Origin of the sequence: Streptosporangium sp. NPDC050284 (assembly GCF_044459525.1) — a bacterium.
In the GTDB taxonomy this organism is placed as follows: Bacteria; Actinomycetota; Actinomycetes; order Streptosporangiales; family Streptosporangiaceae; genus Streptosporangium.
On sequence record NZ_JBITIZ010000009.1, the window covers coordinates 306226 to 325517 of the forward strand.

The 19292-nt window shown below is 70.9% G+C and carries 16 protein-coding genes; 10 read left to right on the forward strand and 6 right to left on the reverse strand.

What is annotated here, in order from left to right; translation table 11 throughout:
- Positions 1–403 precede the first annotated feature (403 nt).
- Positions 404–784, forward strand: a complete 381-nt coding sequence (locus tag ACIBH4_RS22590; protein WP_362511412.1) for a PRC-barrel domain containing protein — start codon at positions 404–406, stop codon at positions 782–784.
- Here the strand turns inward: ACIBH4_RS22590 and ACIBH4_RS22595 are convergent.
- Both ACIBH4_RS22595 and ACIBH4_RS22600 read right to left on the reverse strand, forming a co-directional pair.
- Positions 733–1422 (reverse strand): response regulator transcription factor, encoded by a 690-nt coding sequence (locus ACIBH4_RS22595; protein ID WP_362511409.1) that lies wholly within the window; start codon positions 1420–1422, stop codon positions 733–735. The genes ACIBH4_RS22590 and ACIBH4_RS22595 overlap by 52 nt on opposite strands.
- On the reverse strand, positions 1419–2558 hold the full coding sequence (locus tag ACIBH4_RS22600) for a sensor histidine kinase (RefSeq protein ID WP_362511406.1): 1140 nt from the start codon (positions 2556–2558) through the stop codon (positions 1419–1421). Before ACIBH4_RS22600 ends, ACIBH4_RS22595 begins: the two co-directional genes overlap by 4 nt.
- A 112-nt stretch (positions 2559–2670) precedes the next feature.
- Between ACIBH4_RS22600 and lgt the strand changes: the two genes are divergently transcribed.
- The 3 genes from lgt to ACIBH4_RS22615 all read left to right on the forward strand — a co-directional run bounded on the left by lgt (position 2671) and on the right by ACIBH4_RS22615 (position 5485).
- On the forward strand, positions 2671–3471 hold the full coding sequence (gene lgt, locus ACIBH4_RS22605; RefSeq protein ID WP_362511402.1) for a prolipoprotein diacylglyceryl transferase: 801 nt from the start codon (positions 2671–2673) through the stop codon (positions 3469–3471).
- A 106-nt stretch (positions 3472–3577) separates the two neighbouring features.
- Complete coding sequence (locus tag ACIBH4_RS22610) at positions 3578–4033, forward strand: GNAT family N-acetyltransferase (RefSeq protein ID WP_362765432.1); 456 nt, start codon at positions 3578–3580, stop codon at positions 4031–4033.
- A 162-nt stretch (positions 4034–4195) separates the two neighbouring features.
- Positions 4196–5485, forward strand: coding sequence for a histidinol-phosphate transaminase (locus ACIBH4_RS22615; RefSeq protein ID WP_362511397.1), 1290 nt, complete (start codon positions 4196–4198; stop codon positions 5483–5485).
- 34 nt (positions 5486–5519) lie between these two features.
- Here ACIBH4_RS22615 and ACIBH4_RS22620 read toward each other — a convergent pair whose 3' ends face one another.
- A complete protein-coding gene (locus ACIBH4_RS22620) occupies positions 5520–6134 on the reverse strand; it encodes an iron chelate uptake ABC transporter family permease subunit (protein ID WP_362765429.1) in 615 nt (204 codons plus the stop codon).
- Positions 6135–6575: 441 nt separating this feature from the next.
- On the opposite strand from ACIBH4_RS22620, the gene ACIBH4_RS22625 reads away from it, so the two are divergent.
- The 4 genes from ACIBH4_RS22625 to ACIBH4_RS22640 all read left to right on the forward strand — a co-directional run bounded on the left by ACIBH4_RS22625 (position 6576) and on the right by ACIBH4_RS22640 (position 12477).
- Positions 6576–9335, forward strand: coding sequence for an AAA family ATPase (locus ACIBH4_RS22625; RefSeq protein WP_362511391.1), 2760 nt, complete (start codon positions 6576–6578; stop codon positions 9333–9335).
- A 197-nt stretch (positions 9336–9532) separates the two neighbouring features.
- Positions 9533–9673: a hypothetical protein gene (locus ACIBH4_RS22630; protein ID WP_350946273.1), complete on the forward strand. Its 141-nt coding sequence runs from the start codon at positions 9533–9535 to the stop codon at positions 9671–9673.
- Between the two features lie 259 nt (positions 9674–9932).
- Entirely contained in the window at positions 9933–11348 is a 1416-nt protein-coding gene (locus tag ACIBH4_RS22635; protein WP_362511387.1) for a hypothetical protein, read from the forward strand.
- Positions 11349–11565: 217 nt separating this feature from the next.
- A complete protein-coding gene (locus ACIBH4_RS22640) occupies positions 11566–12477 on the forward strand; it encodes a tetratricopeptide repeat protein (protein ID WP_362511384.1) in 912 nt (303 codons plus the stop codon).
- A gap of 282 nt (positions 12478–12759) precedes the next feature.
- Here the strand turns inward: ACIBH4_RS22640 and ACIBH4_RS22645 are convergent, their stop codons facing one another.
- Positions 12760–13467, reverse strand: coding sequence for a neutral zinc metallopeptidase (locus ACIBH4_RS22645; protein WP_362511381.1), 708 nt, complete (start codon positions 13465–13467; stop codon positions 12760–12762).
- A 245-nt stretch (positions 13468–13712) separates the two neighbouring features.
- On the opposite strand from ACIBH4_RS22645, the gene ACIBH4_RS22650 reads away from it, so the two are divergent.
- Positions 13713–14531 carry a transposase gene (locus tag ACIBH4_RS22650; RefSeq protein WP_362511378.1) on the forward strand — a complete coding sequence of 273 codons (819 nt, stop codon included), beginning with the start codon at positions 13713–13715 and terminating at the stop codon, positions 14529–14531.
- Between the two features lie 261 nt (positions 14532–14792).
- Here the strand turns inward: ACIBH4_RS22650 and ACIBH4_RS22655 are convergent, their stop codons facing one another.
- Positions 14793–15806, reverse strand: coding sequence for a LacI family DNA-binding transcriptional regulator (locus ACIBH4_RS22655; RefSeq protein ID WP_362511375.1), 1014 nt, complete (start codon positions 15804–15806; stop codon positions 14793–14795).
- Between the two features lie 396 nt (positions 15807–16202).
- On the opposite strand from ACIBH4_RS22655, the gene ACIBH4_RS22660 reads away from it, so the two are divergent.
- Positions 16203–17063, forward strand: a complete 861-nt coding sequence (locus tag ACIBH4_RS22660) for a hypothetical protein (RefSeq protein ID WP_362511372.1) — start codon at positions 16203–16205, stop codon at positions 17061–17063.
- A 35-nt stretch (positions 17064–17098) separates the two neighbouring features.
- On the opposite strand, the gene ACIBH4_RS22665 is transcribed toward ACIBH4_RS22660, so the two are convergent.
- Positions 17099–19198: a tetratricopeptide repeat protein gene (locus tag ACIBH4_RS22665; protein ID WP_362511369.1), complete on the reverse strand. Its 2100-nt coding sequence runs from the start codon at positions 19196–19198 to the stop codon at positions 17099–17101.
- Between the last annotated feature and the right edge of the window lie 94 nt (positions 19199–19292).

Genomic DNA, 19292 nt, shown 5'->3' on the forward strand with positions numbered 1-19292 from the left:
GCGAGAACGGCGGTGGCGGCGGGCCCGGCCACGGTGAGGACCGCAGTGACGATGTCGCGACGTTTACGCGACATGACGGTGATCCTCGTCTGATCCCTGTCCGATCCGTGAACCACTGATCCCCTCCTTATCTGGGCGGCCATTCGGCATACCGTCCGGGGCATTGTCCTTACATCCGTTTCCGGTACGGAGTCGCGGCGCCCACATGGGCCTCCGAGACGGCGGCAAAGGCCCATAATTCCTGCGATTTACCAGCATCGACAAAGACATCCCGGATTTCCGGACCGAGGTGACCGGGCACGATTGACAGCCGGCGAAGGACGGCCATCCGCCGCACCGTTTATCTCGGCCGCGAGGGGTAGTCGGGGGGCCACACACATCGTGACAAGGAGAGAGCCCGCACATGACGAGCGAAGGTCTGTGGAGCTATCGCGAGGGCGTCTACGGTCCCGACGAGACGATGAGCGTCATCGGCTTCGACGTGGAGGCCGTCGACGGCAAGGTCGGCCGAGTGGAGGAGGAGAGCAACATGACCGATGACAGCTACATCGTGGCCGACATCGGCTCCTGGCTCTCCGGCAGGAAGGTCGTGCTCCCGGCCAGCACGGTGACCGGGATCGACAAGGACGAGCGCAAGGTGCACATCTCGCAGACCAGGCAGGAGATTGAGGACGCGCCGGAGTACGACCCGGCGACCTACCGGCAGAGCGTCCACCGCCAGGAGTTGGGCGGTCACCACGCGTCCTCCCCGCCACGCGACCGGCTCACCGCCGACCTCAGCTGAAGCGGCCGACCGTCCAGCCGGATGATGCCGCGGGAGGCGGCGACCGTCACCGCGGCGGTGCGGTCGTCCACGCCAAGCTTGGCGAAGATGTGCAGCAGGTGGGTCTTGACGGTGGCCTCGCTGATGCACAGGTGGGCGGCGATGGCCTTGTTGCTCATCCCCTGGGCGACCGCACCGAGGACCTCGGCCTCCCGGCCACTGAGGGCATCGGGGGCGTCGGCCCGCGCCCACGACAGCACCCGGCTCGCGATCGTCGGCGACAGGGCGCTCTCCCCTCGCGCCGCCACCCGGATCGCGTCGAACAACTGCTCACGGCCGACGTCCTTGAGGAGATAGCCGATGGCTCCCGCGTCGATGGCGCGTGAGATGTCGCCGTCGGTGTCGTAGGCGGTCAAGACGATCACCTTGGCTCCCGGGTCGTCCTCGCGGATCCTGCTGATCGCGGTCGCGCCGTCGATCCCGGGCAGCTGCAGGTCCATCAGGGTGACGTCGGGCCTCAATTCGCGCGCCAGACGCACCGCGTCCGTGCCGGAGACCGCCTCGCCGACCACCTCCAGATCGTCCTGGGTGCCCAGGACCGCCCGGATGCCGTCGCGGACCAACGGGTGGTCGTCGGCGATCAGGACCCGGACGGTCATCGCGACCCGCTCAGCGCCACCGCGGAAAGGCTGGCCACCACCGTGGCGCCCGCCCCCGGGGCACTTTCCACGAGCAGCGTGCCGCCGAGTTGCTCCATCCTCTCCCGCATGATCGAAAGGCCGTGTCCCGAGGCGGCCCTGTCGGGAGCGAAACCGTCGCCGTCGTCGTGGACGTCAAGCACGACCAGGTCCTCCATGTACGACAGGGTCAGCGTGACCTGCTCGGCGCGGGCATGGCGGCGAACGTTGGCGACCGCCTCCTGTGCCACGCGCAGCAGCTCCGCCTGGACCCGTGCCTCGAGCGGCCGGAGCCTGCCGGTGATCACGGTGTGCGCGTGGACGCCGGTCTCGTCCGACAGCCTGCCGGACAGCCGCCGCAGGGCCTCCGGCAGGCCGCACTCGTCGAGTTGGCCGGGGCGCAGTGCTCTCACCACCCTGCGGCTTTCCGCCAGATTCTCCCGTGCCACCCGCAGCGCCTGGGTCAGGTGCTTGTTGTCCGGCAGGGTCTCCTGGGCCGCCTCGAGCAACATCGTCACGCTGGCGAACCCCTGGGTCAGGCTGTCGTGGATGTCACGGGCGAGCCGTTGCCGCTCGGCCGCCACGCCCGCCTGCCGTTCGGCCGCAGCCCGCGCCTCCTGCGCGACCTGCAGCCGGTCGAGGAGTCGCTTGCGCTCGGCACTCTGCCGGGACACCGAGCCGAAGTACCCGACCGCGGCGGCCGTGCTGGTCGCGATCAGCGCGGCGATGACGATCTCGGCCCAGGTGATCGACCCGGTCGCGTGGAAACGATGCCACAGCCAGCCCCCGGCGCACGACACCACCGCGACCAGCCCGACCCGCACGGCGTCCATGCAGTAGGGCACGAGGACGCTCAACGCGACCACCAGGAAGGAGGAGTCGATCGCGAACAGCCCCAGCCAGAGCAGTCCACCGCCGAGCACGTACGGCGTGGGCACGTCGTCCGGGGGCGGCGTGCGCAGCACGAACCACACCGCGTACCAGGCGGCCAGCCCGGCCACCAGCACCACCGGGAGCACCTGGCCCGCCTCCGTCAGAGGGCCGGCCGAGGTGAGCACCAGCCATGAGGCGAAGAAGGCGTGCTGCCACCGGCGTCGCGACCGCTCCCAGGACTCCACACCGCCGACGATAATCAACCTCCCGTCCGTTCGGCATCAACCGGTCGACTGATCACATGATCGGCGTTGCGATCGATGCGGGCGCCGCCCCGGCTGAACCAGACTCGACGCCGTGACCGCCATCCCCAGCCCGACCCAAGCCGTCTGGCACCTCGGCCCGTTCCCGATCCGCGCCTACGCCCTGCTGATGCTGCTCGCCGTCCTCGTCGGCATCTGGGTGACCCGGCGCCGCTGGGTCGCTCGCGGCGGCGAGCCCGGCGCGGTCGAGGACATCGCGACCTGGGCCGTGCCGCTAGGCCTGGTCGGCGCCCGGATCTACCACGTGGCCACCGACTGGCAGCAGTACTTCGGCCCCGGCGACGACCCGCTGCGCGCGTTCGCGATCTGGGAGGGCGGGATCAGCATCTGGGGCGCCGTCGCGGGCGGCGCGGTGGGCGCGTGGCTCGCCTGCCGTCGGCGCGGCATCGCGCTGCGCGACTTCGCCGACGCCGTCGCGCCGGGGATCGCGCTCGGGCAGGCGATCGCCCGATGGGGCAACTGGTTCAACCAGGAGCTGTACGGCGGGCCGACGACCCTGCCCTGGGCGCTGGAGATCGACCCCGCCCATCGGCCACCGGGTATGGAGTCCACCGCCACCTACCACCCGACCTTCCTTTACGAGTCGCTGTGGAACCTGGGCGTGGCCGGGTTCGTCATCTGGGCCGAACGACGGTTCCGGCTCGACCGCGGCCGGACATTCGCGCTCTACGCCGCCGCCTACAGTGCGGGTCGCGCCTGGATCGAGTGGCTCCGCATCGATCCCGCCCCCCACATCCTCGGTCTGCGCCTCAACAACTGGACCGCCCTGCTCGTCTGCACGGCCGCGGTCGCATACCTCGCCGCCACCGGAAAGGCCGCTCCGGCGGATCGGTAGGAGGTGGCCGATGCGTCGGCGGCCGCTCCACGGCCGGATCGGCTCCAAGAGGCCCCAGAATGTGATCTGGCGTCCGCGGAACCGAACTTCCGGAAAGGGAAACCTGATGAAGATTGTCCTCGACGACCTCTCCGGTCCGGAGATCGCCGGTTTTCTCGACGAGCACGTCCAGGAGATGCGAGCCGTCACACCCCTGAAGAGCAAGCACGCCCTCGATCTGGACGGGCTTCGCCGGCCCGAGGTCACCTTCTGGTCGGTCATGGACGGTGACAACCTGGTGGGCTGCGGCGCGATCAAGAGACTGGACGCGGGGCACGCCGAGGTGAAGTCGATGCGCAGCGCGCCGGCACGCAAGCGCAGCGGGACGGCGTCCCTGCTGCTGGAGCACATCATCGCCGAGGCCGGGCGCATGGGATTCACCCGGCTGAGCCTTGAGACCGGGGCGAGCGAGTTCTTCCTGCCAGCACGGAGGCTGTACGAGAAGTTCGGCTTCGAGTACTGCGAGCCGTTCGCGGACTACGAGTACGACCCGTACAGCGTGTTCATGACGAAGAAGCTCTGAAAATCCCGAGTCACGGGTCGTGGTGATCGATTGTTCCTGCCGGCGAGGCCCGGATTCCCGAGAGTCGCCCGAGCCTGGGGCGCGCCCCGCTGAACCAGCCCGTATCCAGGTGCGTAGCTGGGGGTATCAGAGGCGTGAACATCCGTCAGCAGGAGGCCCCAGTTGGCCGGTTCCACCCACCGCCGAGCGCACAGTGCCGCGCACAGCCCGTCGTACTTCTCGCTCATCCGGGCCGCGCCGGAGCGGGCGGAGGAGTTGGTCGACTTCTGCATCCCCTGCAATCCGTACTTCCCGACCCCGGAGGCCTTCGGTGTCCTGGAGCGCAACCTCGGTACGATCCTGAAGTTCTATCCCAGCGACGCCGACACGATCACCGCCGAGCTCTGCGGGGTGCTGGGCCTGAACCCGCAGACCGTCGTGATGGGCAACGGGTCGACGGAACTCCTCACCTGGATCGACCACCTGCTGGTCAGGGAGAGTCTCGCGGTGCCGATCCCCACGTTCGGCCGCTGGACCGACCAGCCGATGGAGACCGGCAAGCGCGTGGACATGTATCCGCTGCCGGAGAACCAGGGATTCGCGCTGGACGTGGACGCCTTCGTCAACTTCGTCAGGCATCGCGGCTCCCGGGTGGCGGTCATCTGCAACCCGAACAACCCCGACGGGGGCTACCTGCGCCGCCACGAGGTGATCGCCCTGCTCGACAGGCTCGTCGACCTGGACCTGGTCGTGGTGGACGAGTCGTTCATCGACTTCGTCGACGCCGAGCCGTATCCGAGCGTCGCGAACGAGGCCGCGATACGGCCGAACGTGATCGTGCTGAAGAGCCTCGGTAAGAACTTCGGGCTGCACGGCATCCGCTTCGGCTACATGGTGGCGAACCCCGCCCTGGCGGACAGGGTGCGGCGCGCCCTGCCCAGGTGGAACCTGAACTCCTTCGCCGAGACCGTGGTCTTCATGATCCGCCGGTACATGTCCGAGTATCTGGACAGTCTGCGGCTGGTCGCCCTGGACCGCGAGTCGATGCGCCACCAGCTGACCCGGGTCCCCGGCCTCACCGTCTTCCCCTCCCAGGGCAACTTCCTGCTGGTACGGCTTCCCGGGGGCAGGGACGGCGCCGCCCTGCGCGACCAGCTGCTCGACGAGCACAACCTGTTCGTCCGCGAGTGCGGCAACAAGCTCGGTATGACCAGCCAGTTCATGCGCCTGGTGGTCCGCCCCGAGCAGGACGTGCGGCGCCTGATCAGCGGGCTGTACGCGGTCCTGTACGAGAGCGGGAACAGGTCGCTGAGCTCCGTGCCCCCGCCCCTTCCCGCGCCGACCCCGATCCCGACGCCCACACCCCTGTACGACCCGCTGCCCGCGTCCCCCTCGACGCAGACGCAGACGCCCCTGTACGAGGGCGACCGCCGCTTCGACATGCTGTCGTCGGCCCTGCCGCCCTCCTTCTGAGACGCCCGCGCCGACCGCCCGAGTTTCCGGCTCCTCACGACCGGGTGCTCCTTTTGCGGATGATGACCGCGAACGCGGGGACGCCGAGCAGGAGAAGCCGGGTCCTGCCCGGAGCGACGCCGAGTGAGGCGGCGATCTCGCGCCCGAAGGCCAGCGCGTCCAGGGCGGGGGAGGTGGCCCAGCACACCGCCAGGCCGATCCCCGCCACCGCCGCGCAGAGAACAACGGTGTTCCAGCTCGCCGAGGCGAAGGCGCCCGCCGTCAGGACGGCCGCGGCCCCCGATCCCAGACCGAGGATGAGGGACGATGAAACGGTTCTTCCTGACCGCCGTGAGCCGGGAGGCGACGGGATCGGAGCGCAGGAAGCCCATCTTGGCCTCGGCGCTGTCGCCGTCACCGCCACGGGTGAGGTCGGCCGCCACGTTCTCGCCGCGCTCCGGGACACCGAAGATCTTCGCGATGTCGCCGATCTCACCGAAGACGGCGTCGAAGGTGACGGAGGAGGGAGCCCATTGTAAAAATGGGAACGGTTTTCATGATGGGCGACTGTGCGGCACCGGGGGAGGGAGGGGGAGGGAGGGCTCTCGTGTCCAGGCGTCCGAAAAGGGGTGCCGGACCGTGGCCGGGAGACGCACTCGGTGTTCACCATGTGACGTATCGCGCAATATGCGAGGTGTTGACCACTTTATGTCATCAAGCACTTACCCGGCGCGGGAATCGTGGAATGCGTCTCGCGGGGGAGGTAATCAATGGTCGCGTCCTCTTTCGGTCGGCCGTATCCGCGGGCTGTCGCACCTTTGTCGAAGATGGACCGCTCCCATTTCGGGAAATGCCGAGGGAGAGCCGAGGGGAAGGGGTGTCGCGGACCCGCCGGGCGGTGAGGACCGGGGTGTCCGGGTGGTCGCGGCCTGCGTCCGAAGGCGTTCCGCGTCCGCGAGAGCAGGGAGAATCCACGAGGCCCGGCGAGCGGCGTGAAATTTGCTCGAATCCGTTTCGTGAGAAATCTTCAGATGAAATGTGTGCCGCCAGGTTGATTTCTGACCCATAATCGCCGTCAAGAACATGTGAATCGTGAAAAGGGAGCGCTGCGTTGTACGGCAGAACCTCTCCGCTGTTCATCGGCCGGAAGCGGGAACTCGACTTTCTCGCGGAGGCGTGGAGGGAGGCCGGACGCCGTGACGCGCGGATCGTGGGTGTCCGAGGGGCGTCCGGGATCGGCAAGACCGAGCTGGTCGAGCGCTTTCTGCATACCGTGCCCGGCGTGCGGACCGTTCGCGCCTTCGGTGACGAGGACGCGCTCGCCCACCCGTGGGGCGTCCTGGAGCAGATCGCCGAGCAGTTGCCGACCCCGGTGCTCGCCAGGACGCTGGCGGGCCAGGCCGAGGCCGCCTTCATCGGCCAGGCCCTCGCGGCGGAACTCGCCGCCGCCGACGCGCTGATCGTGGTCGTCGACGACGCGCACTGCGGCGACCGGCAGTCGATGGCCGCGCTCCGCCTGGCGGCCCGGCGCCTGCGCAACGCCCAGGTCATGCTCCTGGTCGTCCACCAGGCTCCGGGGTACGCGACGGGAGCGGTGCCGGACGCGCCCCGCCTGGAACTCCACGAGGGCTGGGCCCGCATCTTCGACTCGCCACAGGGGCGCCTGCTCCAGGTCGAAGGGCTCCCCGCCGACGATCTCGTGCGGCTCGCCGTCGCGACCGGCCACGACGGGCTCACCCCCTCCGGCGCGAGAAGGCTGCACGAGCACACCGACGGCAACGCGCTGCACTCACTCCTCCTGCTGGACCAGGTGGAGATGCACTCGATCAACTTCGGCAACGGCCCGTTGCCCGCCCCTCGGGGCATGACGCAGGCCGTCGTGGCGAGGCTGGCGTCGTGTGACCGCCGTACCCGCGAGGTCGTCGGTGCGGCGGCGGTGCTCGGCCGCCGCTTCGGCCTGACCGACCTGCGAGCCCTGGCCGGCGTCGCCGACGCCACGACCCCCCTCGCGGAGGCCGTCGGCGCCGGGCTGGTGAAGGAGATCCCCGGGACGGCGGGGCAGGAGTTCGCGTTCACTACCCTGCTCGTCTGGGACGGCATCTACTACGACTCCGGCATCGAGCGCCGCCGCGCCCTGCACCGCAGCGCCGCACTGCTCGGTGGCCCCGGCGCGCTGTGGCACGGGATCGCGGCGTCCGGAGGCGGTACGGACGGCGAGCTCGCCGAGCTGGCCCAGGAGGAGGCCCGGTTCCTGCTGGCGCGGGGCAGGCTTCCCCTCGCCGCGGTGTACGCCCGCCACGCGGTGGAACTGACACCGCCGGGACCGGACAGGGTGGCCCGCCTGCTGACGGCCGTGGAGACCCTGCTGGTCTCCGGCGACGCCACCGTCGCCCGGCGCTACGAGAGCGAGATCCTCGTCGCGCCACGGGGTCCCTGGCGCGACTACGTCGCCGGCTACCAGGCACTGATCTCCGGGCGCGTCGCGGAGGCGAAGCTGCTGCTGGTCCAGGCGCTGGGCGCCGCCGAGCGCGACGGGGCGGAGAACCCGCACGCGCCCGCCGACCTGCGGGCGCGCATCGCGGCCCAGCTCGCGATCATCGGGGTGGTCGAGATCTCCTACCCCGAGATGGTCGAGTACGGCACGGCCGCCGTCGCGGCGGGCAGTCACGAGCCATGGGTGCGCGCGTTCGCCTGGTTCGCCCGGTCCCTGGGCTGGACCCTGGCCGGACGGGCCGAGGAGGCGCTGGCGTCCCTGACGGACGCCGACCTGCCGGGGTCGGTGGCCGGGCTGGACGGGCTGGTGGCCCGCGGGATGATCCGGCTGTGGACCGACGATCTCGATGGCGCGTCCGCCGACCTGCGTGACGGCGTCGCGCGGGCCACGCGCGGCGAGGCGCTGCGGGTCGGCCAGGCACTCGGTTTCCTGGGCGAGGTCGAGTACCGCCGGGGCAGGCTCGACGACGCCGTCCAGTTCACCAGGCTCGCCGTCGGTGATGCCGAGGAGAACGAGCGGGTCTGGGACTACGCGCTCCTGCACTCCTTGGCGTGTTTCCCCCAGGCGGCCAGGGGCGAGTGGGACCAGGCGCGCGAGCACGCCCGCCAGGCCGCGGAGTGGGCGCCGATCGTCGAGAGCAGGGTGAGCCTCGCCTACGCGGCGGGTGCGCGTGCGGCGATCGCCCAGGCCCAGGGGGACGCCCGGCGGCTGCTCGGCGCGGCCGAGGCCATCGAGTCGCACTACGACTCCCTGGAGCCGGGAACCCACCTGTTCGGCCCGGTCTGCGCCGACGCGCTCTCCCAGTTGGGCCGGGTCGAGGAGGCCGAGGCCGCGCTGGGCGTCTTCAGCGACAGGGCCGCCTCCAGCGGGCGCCGCTCGACCCTGATGTCCATCGCGAGGGTCAGGGGCCAGATCGCCGCGGCGAGGGGAGACCACACGGGCGCCGTACGCGAGTGCGAGGAGGCCCTCGCGCTCGCCCGCGAGGTGGGTCTGCCGATCGAGGCGGGAAGGATCGACCTGGTGATGACGCGCTCCCAGCACGCCAGGGGGCGTCACGCCGAGGCGGAACGGCTGCTTCGGCGGGCACTGGTCGCCTTCAACCGCACCGGCGCCGCGGCCTACGCCGCCCTCGCGCTGAAGACGGCCGGGGAGCTCAGGCTCTCCGTGGACGGCCCCAACGCCGCCTTCGGCAGCCTCACCGGGGCCGAGCGCGAGGTCGTGGCGATGGTCTGCGAGGGCATGACGACCCGTCAGATCGCGCAGCGGCGCTCGGTGACGATCAGTACCGTGGAGACGCAGCTGAACCGCATCTACGCGAAGCTGAACGTGACCAACCGGATCGAGCTCCGCGCCGTCCTGTCCGACCCCGGGGATTGACCGGCAGCCGGGACCGGGCACCCGGCTCGCGGGAGCGGCATACCGGCGGCGCGGCCGGGCCGGTGTGGGTGAAGCGGGCATGTCAAGGTCCGTCGTGCCATCCGTAGGGGTGGTACCTGGACGCCTTCCGCTCTCCCGGCGACTACCGTGGGCGCCGCCAGAGCGCCGGGAGAGCGGTGCCGCAGAAGGAGGCCGGAATGCGGTTGACCATCGACGTCCAGAGGACCGCCACCGGTCACATCGCCGGGACGGTCGCGTCCGACGACTCCGCGCAGCCCGTCCCCTTCCACGGTGTCATCGAGTTGGTCACCCTCCTGGAAACCCACCTGGACGGATGACCGCACGAGGGGATGCCGCGGCCCTGCGGGGCTGGAGATCGTCGTCCATGGAGTGCACGCCAGGGGGAGAACATCGGATGGGCATCACATCGCACCTCGGAAGAGGACACCGGCGCCACGGACCTGAGCCGGGCCGGGCGCACCGCCGGCCGCGGGCCGGGACGGTACCGCGGGCACTTCTCGCCGTACGGGACGCACAGAACGTGCCGGTCGTGCGTCCCGAGGGGGACGGTCGCGTGGGATCGGCCGGGGCGGTCGCGTGAACGCCACCATGACGGCCTTCGTGCCGCCGACCGACGGCGGTCACGACCTGCTGGACAACTGGATACGGCCGATCTGCGCGAGGCTGGGGATTCGCCTCGCGGTCGCTCTTCCCGGCGCAGGCCAGACCACCGCGCTCGCGGCGCAGCGGGCGTCGACCTTCGTCGTGTGGGACTGTTCGGTCGAGGGGCCGGAGGACGTCTACACGGCCTTCAACATGCGCGCCAAACTCGACCCCGGCAGCATCGTCCTCAGCCGCACCCCGCTGCCGCGCAACGTGCTGACCCGCGCCAGCCACGCCCCCGTCCACGGTGAGATTCTGGAAAACCCGGAGCTGGGCGTGTGGCTGGAGCGGCGTCTGCGCCGCGTGCTGGGCGCGGTCAGGACACCCGCGCCACGCCTGCCCGAACCTCGGGCGCACTACTGGATGTTCGACGAGCCGGCCGACTACTTCCTCAGCTTCCACGGCGAGCGCCGGCGGGAGGCGGGGGAGTGGCGCGAGGCCTTCGAGAAGGCCCACTCGGTCACCGTGCGGATGGTGTCGCCTCGCGAGTACTCCTACCCGGCCGAGGTGGTCACGCGGCAGCAGATGTGGGAGGGCGTGGCGCGGCTGATGTACGAGATCGTCACGACGGGCAGGGCGATCGTCCATCCCACCCCGGACTACTTCGCATCGTTCTGGACGGTGAGCGAGCTGCTGGCCACGCTGTGGCTGCTGCCGCGCGGTTCCACACCTCCCATGATCACCTCCGCGTACGCCGCCCGCCCCTCGGGTGGCATCCGGCGGATGGAGCACCTCACCGCCCGTGCCGTCCTGGGCGTCCCCCTCCTGAGCGACGCTCACGCCGACCGCTTCGCCAGGCTCGTCAACCACGCCGATCCGATCACCACCGTCCCGCAGGTCCGGAGACCTCTCGGGGGCGGGAGAAGAACCGTCACCGGGGTGGTGAGGAACGTCGGCCACCGCGACCCCGACCTGGCGTCCTCACGGTTCTGGGACGAGGTGCGAGTGCCCTGCCCGATCTGCGCTCCCAAGGGCAGGCGCGCGACGAAGGTCGACTGGGACCGGCACATGGACCTGTCGTGGAACGAACGGGGGGTGGACCAGTACGGCTATTTCACCGCCCGCCGCGAGGACCTCGGCGCGGGAGGGATCCGCTGCCCCGGGTGCCGTACCCACCTGCGGTTCGTCAACGACCACGGCGTCCGCACGCTCTGGACACCGGTCGCCGAAGGGGAGACGGAAAGGGAGCGGCCGGTCATCCGGCGCGACCCCGTCTGGCAGGTGCTGCCGGACGGCCCGCGGGAGGCGGAAACGCTTCCGGGGAAGAAAGGGCTCGGGGCCCTCCTCGACTTCCGGGACAGAGGGTTTCCCGCCGGGACGAGGTGGGTTTCCGCGCGAGGTCTCGTCTAGGGGCGAGAAGCCCCTCGGGGAGTCGTCACCCCCGAAATCGGAGCGTTCCAAAACAGCTGAAGATCTGGTCATCGTCACCGACGGGCTCGGTTCGATGAAAGGAGGCGAGGTGGATCCCGTTGACACCGTTCAAGTTCAAGGAGAGTTCTCATGCTCAAGGAGAAGGGATGGACGTCACCCCTTTCCGGTCCGCGGACCGGAGCACCCCGGTGAGACCGTGGTGAAGGTGGAGGACGGCGGTGCGTCCGCAGAGCGCGAGCGCCGTCGGGCCCTGTCGCTGAGCCGCCGCTCCAGCGTGCTCGGAGCGGCAGGGCGTCATGGGGAGGCGCTCGCCGCGAGCGAGGAGGCCCTCGCGGTCGTCCGGTGGCTGGCCGCGGACGACCGTGACACCTACCTTCCCGACCTGGCCCTGTGCCTGGCCGGGGCGGCGACGCGGTACGTCAGGCTGGGCCGCAGGCACGAGGCGGTCGAGGTGGGCTGCGAGGCGGTGGCCGTCAGGCGCGAGCTGGCGCTGGCGCGTCCCGACGACTACCTGCCCCATCTCGCGGGTTCGCTGAACGGCCTCGCCTGCGACCTGGGTCGCATCGGCAGGCCGGAGGCCGCCCTGGACGCCGCCCGCGAGGCGGTCGACATCTACCGGGATCTCGCCGCGCGGAACCCGGTCGCGCACGAGCCCGGTCTCGCCATGGCGCTGCACACCCTGGCCCAGCGGACGGCGTCGCTGGGGCGGCTGGAGGAGGCCGTGCTCCACAGCGCGAGAGCCGTCTCCATCCGGCGCAGGTTCGCCACGGAGAACCCGCCTGCCGGTGCGGTGGCCTTCGCCACCGCGCTGCACGGCCTCGGGTGGCTGCTCGCCGCGCTGGGCAGACGCGAGGAGGCCATCGCCGCCTACGCGGAGTCGGTGACGATCCGCCGCCGGCTCACCCTGTCGGAGGACGTCCAGGCCGCCGACCACGGCTACCTCGCCGCCGTGGCGGGGGAGTGGGCGGACCTTCTCATGGACGCGGGCCGCCTCCCGGCGGCCATGGAACCGCTGGAGATCGCCAGAGCCGCCTCCGTGCACGCCGGCGACATCGAACGGGCCGGCCGTCTGGCCGCCCTGATGGAACGTGCGAGCATCCGCGTCTGAGCCTTCGCTTCCCGTACGGAACCGGGAGGCCGGTTCCCTCGGGGAGGGGAGCGCGGTGGTGGGGGCGGGATTCGCGTCCCGCGCGGGGAGGAGGGGACTCGCGCGGGCCGGGGTCCGCGTGCGGGAGGGGAGACCCGCACGCGGACCGGGGGGTGAGCTTCACGACCCCGGCCCAGATGACCCCTCCGTCATCCGGGCCGGGGTCCTACCCGGCGGTGAGCCGGGTGCTGTGGTGGTCGTGAGCCGGGATCGTCCTCGCCCTCGTCACGCGAAGCATCCCCGTCACGCGAAGCATCCCCCCACGCCCTGGCGTGCGCCCCGGTTGAAAGCGCCCAGGCGTTGCGCGGCGGTGCCGTGGTCGCTCACGTCGGTCCAGGGGGTGTCGTCGGCGTGTGCCCGCAGGGCCGCCGCGATCTCCTCGGTGTCGCCGGTCTCGAAGAACAGGATGCCGTCCTCCGCGGCTCCGAAGAGCGTGGCTCCGGCGAGGCAGTCGGCCTGGAGTTCGAGCTGCCGGGACAGCAGGCGCTGGGGGATGCGGGCCTGGACGGCATGACCCCATTCGTGCGCGATGATCAGATAGACCCAGGCGTCGCCCTGCCGGTATCCCATTCGCATGAGGTCGACGTCCCAGGCGACGAAGTCGTAGGGCGGCCAGCAGTACAGGGCGTTGTCATCGGGAAGGGGGTATCCCCGGCATGTCGGCGTGTTGCCCCACGCGCCGTCGTACGCGCCGAGAACGCGCGGAGGCGAATACCCGCCGGGAAAGAAATCCGACCAGTGTGTCGCCCAGAAACGGTTGATGACGTACCGCGCGCTGCGGATGTCCTCGTTGATGTCGTCGAGGCTTCTCGCGGCGGAGGCACCCACCGGGATGTTCGCGCCTGTCGTGGCGGTCGCGGTGCCCGCAGTGCCCACGATGCCCGCGAGCAGCACGCCGGTGAGCAGTACGGCGAGCGCGAGGCGGGTGGTTCTCCATCGTGAAGCGGCCATGGGCTTCTCCCCCGTCGCTGGCAGCCACATACCGGATGTAATGGTCTATCGCCGGGTTTTTTCGCAGGGCAGCGTCACCATCAGTTCCTCCCGAAGAAACCGTCGTCTTCAGGCGACGGGGGAATCGGGAGCGGGAGGGCCACCCAGACCCGAGCGTGTAGTGGCCTGACGGGTTCACGCATTCCGCGTCGCCTCTTTCCGGTGTTCGATACGGTGGGAACAAAGGTTCGAGCGAGGGGGGTGTGGTGCGTAGGTCGTTGAAGTTCCTGCTGCGCCCCACCGCCCGCCAGGCCGTCGCGTTGACGGCCTGCCTGGATGATCACCGTGCCTTGTACAACGCCGCGCTGGAGCACCGCCGCACCGCCTACGCCAAGGCGAAGGCGAAGGCGAAGGCGAGCATCCGCTACGACGTGCCCGCCGAGCCTCTGCCCGCGACCGGCGCCTCCGTCGGGATCGACCTGGGCGTGGCGTCGCTGGTCACCACTTCCGACGGTGAGCACCTGGCCAACCCGCGCCACCTGGCTGCCTGCGCCGACCGTCTCGCCGCCGCCCAGCGCGACCTCGCCCGCAAGAAACGCGGCTCTGCGCGGCGCCGCAAGGCGGTGGCCCGCGTCGCCGCCCTGCACGGGACGGTCCGCCGCCAGCGCCTGGACGGCGTGCACAAGGCCGCCCTCGCGCTGGTCGGCGACTACGACGTGATCGTGCACGAGGACCTGCGGATCGCGAACCTGACCCGCTCGGCCTCCGGCACGCTCGAAGCACCGGGCAGCAACGTGGCGGCCAAGTCCGGTCTCAATCGCAGCATCCTGGACGCGGGCTGGGGGGTGTTCCTGACGATCCTGTCGCACAAGGCTGAAAGCGCCGGTCGAGAGCTGATCGCGGTGAATCCCGCCAACACCTCCCGCACGTGCACCGCCTGCGGCCACGTTGCGAAGGAGAACCGCCCCACCCAGGCCGAGTTTCACTGCCGGCGGTGCGCACACGTCGCGCACGCCGACGTGAACGCGGCCAAGAACATTCTCAGGGCAGGGCTTGCCCTTCGCGATGTCGCGCAAGCGGCTTAACGAGAAGCCGCTCCCTTCAGGGAGCGGAGGAGTCACACGAGGAAAGGTAATACAGGAGAGGCATTATCGCGAGATCATATGAAATATCGTGCTAATTCATCTCTGGATTCGATGAATTAGAGGCACGTCATAATCATCGCGAGGAGATCCCGGGCGCCCCTCCCGCGACCATGCTTCCCAAGCGGAGACGATCGCTCCCCCGACGGGGACGACGGTCCGCGACCGGGCCCGGCGGACGGCGGGAACCTGCGAGAGGTCGCGTCAGCCCGCCGGGGGAGTGGAGCTCTCGCGGATGACGAGGTCGGTGGAGAGCTCGACCCGGCGGGGCTCGGGGGACTCACCACGGGAGATGCCCAGGGCCATGCGGGCGGCGACGAAGGCCATCTCCTCCAAAGGCTGACGGACCGTGGTGAGCGGCGGCCAGGCGGACCTGGAGAGAGGAAGGTCGTCGAATCCGACGACGCTCAGGTCGTCGGGGACGCGCAACCCGCGCTGCCTGGCGACCTCGAAGACGCCGAAGGCCTGCAGGTCACAGCCGGCGAAGATGGCGGTGGGCGGGTCGGGCAGTGAGAGCAGGGTGTGGCCGTGGTCGTGGCCGGAGCCGACGAGAAAGTCGCCGTGCAGGATCAGCGCGGGGTCGACCTCGACCCCCGCCGTCTCCAGCGCGGCACGGTAGCCGTCTATGCGGGCACGGCTGCACAGCACGTCGGGCGGACCGCCGATCATGCCGATCCTGCGGTGGCCGAGCTCCAGGAGATGCCGGGTGGCGGTCAGGCCGCCCTGCCAGTTGGTCGCGCCCACCGAGGCCACCCCGGGAGCGGGCTCGCCCTCGGGATCGACGACCACGAAGGGGATCGATCGGGAGTTGAGCCGGTCGTAGCGCTGCGCCGAGAGGTGGGAGCCGACGATGATCACACCGTCGGTGCGGCGGGCGGCCAGCCGGTCGAGCCAGTCGCGACCGGGGCCCGCGTGGGTGTGCAGGACGGAGATGACGATGCTGGCCCCTGCCTCCGCGGCCGCCTTCTCGGCCCCGCGGACGAGCTCCATCGCCCACGGGCTCTCCAACTCGGCGAAGATCAGGTCGATCAGGCCCGCCGGGCCGTCGGAACCGGTCGTGCGCCGGATGTAGCCGTGCTCGCGCAGCAGCCGCTCGACCCGCTTGCGGGTCTCGGGCGACACCTCGGCCCTGCCGTTGATCACCTTCGAGACCGTCGGTGCGGAGACACCTGCCTCCTCGGCGATGCGGGCGATCGTCACCCGGGGCTTACCTGGCATGCCCGGCAGCATATCCGAAACCTTTCGGAGTGCGGCCGGTGGCCTGGGAATACGCTTCTTCGTCTCCTAACGGACTCTCGCGCGATACCCCTCCGGAGCCTGATCGTTATCGGAGGGTGGAAAATTTTTGTGACGGCCGGAAATATTCTTCGCCGCCGTCGGGCGGCCGGGCCGATCGGGCGAGCCGGACGCGGCACAGGGCCCGTGCCTGCAGGAGCCGGTCGACGTGGTCGCCCTGCGCGAACAGGGGCATGGCACAGGGCCTGCGCCCGCAGGAGCCGGTCGCGCCGCGCTGTCACCGTCCGGCTTCCCCTTCGGCGACAGTTATTTACTTACCACAAGGAAGAGAGGATTCTTTTTATATAGTTTCATACAGGCTTGGAAGGGAGATCCGGCATGGCTGGGGATGAGGTCACGCGGTTGCGTGCCCTGCGGGCGAAGATGGACGGCACCTATGGCGAGGCCGGATGGCGCCAGGAGCTCACCCAGGCGATCCTGCGCCGGTGCGCGGACGAGAATTTCCCGGGCACCGCGAGCCGGACGGATCTCGACGAGGCGGCCGAACACGCGGGCTGGCTCCTCGCCCACGACTGCGACCAATGGTCCTTCGCCCTGGTGGGACGGGTGCACGAGATCCGCTGGGAGGAGTTCGGGGATCCCGCCGATCGCGACGTCGCCATCACCATGCTCTGTGAGGCGGACGACCTTCGCGAGGAGAACGCCTGGTTCAGCGCCGCCGACCACGAGGCCCTCGCCGAGCTGCTGCTGAGCCGCCACGCGGACCGGGGCGTGCCCTACGACCTGGACCTCGCGGTAGACAGGCTCAGGGCGGCCCTGCGCGAGTGCGACGACAGGTGGTCGGCCCTCTATCTGCGCTACCGGCTGGGCACGACGCTGGCTCTGCGCGCCACCCGGCCGGGGGCGGGCACCGATCTCGGCGAGGCCGTCGCCCTGCTCGAAGACGTGCTTCCCCACCTGCCGGAGGGCGACCCGGCCACACACCAGGCGACGTTCGCCCTGGGCGGGCTCCTGCGGAGCAGGGGGATCGCCAACGGCAGCGCCGCCGACCTGGAGCGGGCGGCGGGGCACTTCGGCCTGTTCCTGGAGGCCGTTTCCGACGACGACCCGCTCTGGCCCAAGGCGGCGGACGACCTGGCCAGCACGCTCACCCACCTTGGCCGACCCGCTGGGTCCAGCCGTGGGGAAAGGCGAGTCCACCGTACGGGGTCGCGTGGCACCCGTCGTGGAGAACCGTGACCGACGGGTCCACCGGACAGGCCGGGACGGCACGGTCAGTCATCCTCCCACAGGCGGTCCTCCGGGGTGCTTGACGTGGGCTCGCCAACCCGCGCGGCCACGGACCGGGCCTCGGCCAGCAGCGGGTGCCCGTCGCCCAGGGGCGGGCGGCCGTGAGCCAGCGGGCGGCGGTCGAGCAGGGGGGCAAGCAGGGGCGCCACCTCCTCCACCTTTCCCGAGCCCATCCGGCACAGCGCGAGTTCCAGGCGCCCGGCGAGAACCAGCGGGTGTGAGGCGTCCAGCACGTCCTCTCCCATGGCGACGAGCGCCGCGCTCGTGGCCTCCGCCTCGTCCTCCAGGCCGAGGGCGTACGCGGCACGGGCGGCGAGCAGCAGCCGCTCGGCCTGGCCGGGGAAGTCGTCGTCCATGTCGCGCTCGTCCTTCGCGAGGGAGGCGAGCACCCGCGCCGCCCCGGCCGCGTCGCCCAGGGCCAGCTGCGCGGCGGCCTGGGCGCGACGCACCGGTCGTTCGGCCGGGAGCGTACGCAGGGCGGCGAGCGCTTGGGCGGGCTCGCCCGAGGCGGTGAGGGCCATGGCGCGGACCAGCGTCGCCTCGGCGCCCAGCCGGGGTGAGACCTGCCGGGCGAACCACTCCGTGGTGACGGTGACCCCGGTGAGCAGCCGCACCGCCTGTGCGGGGAACCCCGAGGTCAGCTCGATCTCCGCCAGAAGCACCGTGTCGTACTGGGGCCAGTAGCCCTCGGGCGGCAGGTGCTGCGTCCGCAGCCGGAGCGCCTCGGTCAGGTGGTGACGCGCCTGCGCGGGCTGGCCCGCCGCGAGCAGGGCCTCGGCGAGGGTCACCCTGGCCGAGGCGGTGTTGACGTTGTCGGGACCGAGGCGCTGCTCGCGGTCGGCGAGCGTCGCCTCGGCCAGGGTCACGCCGGTGACGATCCGGCCCGCGCGGGAGGCGGCCCTGGCCATCGCCTGCCGGGTGAGCGTGAACCCCCGCCACGCCGGGGCGACCCCGGTGGCGGGGACACCTTTGACGCGCTGCTCGCTCACCTTCGTCAGCTCGCGCAGGCCCTCGCAGGGACGGCCGGCCTCCACCAGCACCTCCGCGAGGTTGTGCCGGGCCCGCGCGCCGAGCGACGTCGCGTCCGCGGAGGCGGGAAGCTCGCCCGCCACCCGCAGCGACCGCTCGAAGCACGACCTCGCGCCCGGCAGGTCGCCCAGGCGCAGCAGGGCGATGCCCTGCCTGCTGGTCACGTCGCACAGGGTGCGCGGGTCGAAGTCACCGGCCGCCAGCAGGTCGGCCAGCTCGCCGCCGACCTCCGCCGCCCGCGCCAGCAGAGGGCTGCCGTCGAGCAGCACCTGCAGGACCACCTCCAGAGCACGGCTCCTGGCACGGCCGCCGGAGTCCATCCGCTCGGTGAGCTCGGCGGACCGTTCGGCGGTGTGCAGCCGCTCGGCCCACTCCCCGGCCAGTGGGAACAGGTCGCGGGCGAACCAGTGCGCGCAGAGCGCGGTCGCCTGGTGCTCCACCGCTCCCTCGGGGTCGTCGGCCATCGACCGGAAGGCGAGTTCGGACAGGCGCTCGGCACTCGCCGCGGCCCACCCCGCGGACGGGACGGCGACCGTGAGCGCGGCGAGCTCCAGCCGGGGCTCCAGAAATCGCGCGTACGCGGTGACGCGGCCCTCCCACCCCGTGGCGGCGGTGGCGCCGTAGACCTCCGCCGTCTCCCACACCGGCTGATTCTGCCCGGCCGACGGGCGCTTCTCGGAGGTGGAGATGTCACCGATGCCCAGGCGCACCTGGGCCAGCATGAGGCGCTCCACCTGGTGAAAGCGCGCCACCCTGCGCAGTGCCGCCGTGACCAGGCGCTGCGCGTCGAGCAGGGAGCGCGGCGGCTCGGGCGCGACGTCGCCCGAGGTGAACTCGTCGAAGGCGTGCTTGACCGCGAGGGCCACCAGCACCCGCCGGCTCCTGACCTCGTTGTACAGCCAGACGGCGCTGCGGCCCCTGTCGCCCTCGGTGCCCCGCGGCAGCCGGACCCGCTCGGCGACGTCCTCGGCCCTCACCTGGTGGTAGTCGCCGCCCCGGAAGGCGTCGGCCGATGCCGCCGCGATGGCCGCGAGCCTGCGTTCCTGTGCCGACACCCTCGCTCCCTTCGGATCCGCACATGAATATATCTCACTATGGTTGAGGAGGCTCTTGATTGATGAGTTGACTATCGCAGTGGGCATCCCGATG

What these genes read in the sequence shown, in the direction of transcription:
- ACIBH4_RS22590 (WP_362511412.1), top strand. Translation starts at nt 404, where the DNA reads ATGACGAGCGAAGGTCTGTGGAGCTATCGCGAGGGCGTCTACGGTCCC.
- ACIBH4_RS22595 (WP_362511409.1), bottom strand. Translation starts at nt 1,422, where the DNA reads ATGACCGTCCGGGTCCTGATCGCCGACGACCACCCGTTGGTCCGCGAC.
- ACIBH4_RS22610 (WP_362765432.1), top strand. Translation starts at nt 3,578, where the DNA reads ATGAAGATTGTCCTCGACGACCTCTCCGGTCCGGAGATCGCCGGTTTT.
- ACIBH4_RS22620 (WP_362765429.1), bottom strand. Translation starts at nt 6,134, where the DNA reads ATGGTGAACACCGAGTGCGTCTCCCGGCCACGGTCCGGCACCCCTTTT.
- ACIBH4_RS22630 (WP_350946273.1), top strand. Translation starts at nt 9,533, where the DNA reads ATGCGGTTGACCATCGACGTCCAGAGGACCGCCACCGGTCACATCGCC.
- ACIBH4_RS22645 (WP_362511381.1), bottom strand. Translation starts at nt 13,467, where the DNA reads ATGGCCGCTTCACGATGGAGAACCACCCGCCTCGCGCTCGCCGTACTG.
- ACIBH4_RS22655 (WP_362511375.1), bottom strand. Translation starts at nt 15,806, where the DNA reads ATGCCAGGTAAGCCCCGGGTGACGATCGCCCGCATCGCCGAGGAGGCA.
- ACIBH4_RS22660 (WP_362511372.1), top strand. Translation starts at nt 16,203, where the DNA reads ATGGCTGGGGATGAGGTCACGCGGTTGCGTGCCCTGCGGGCGAAGATG.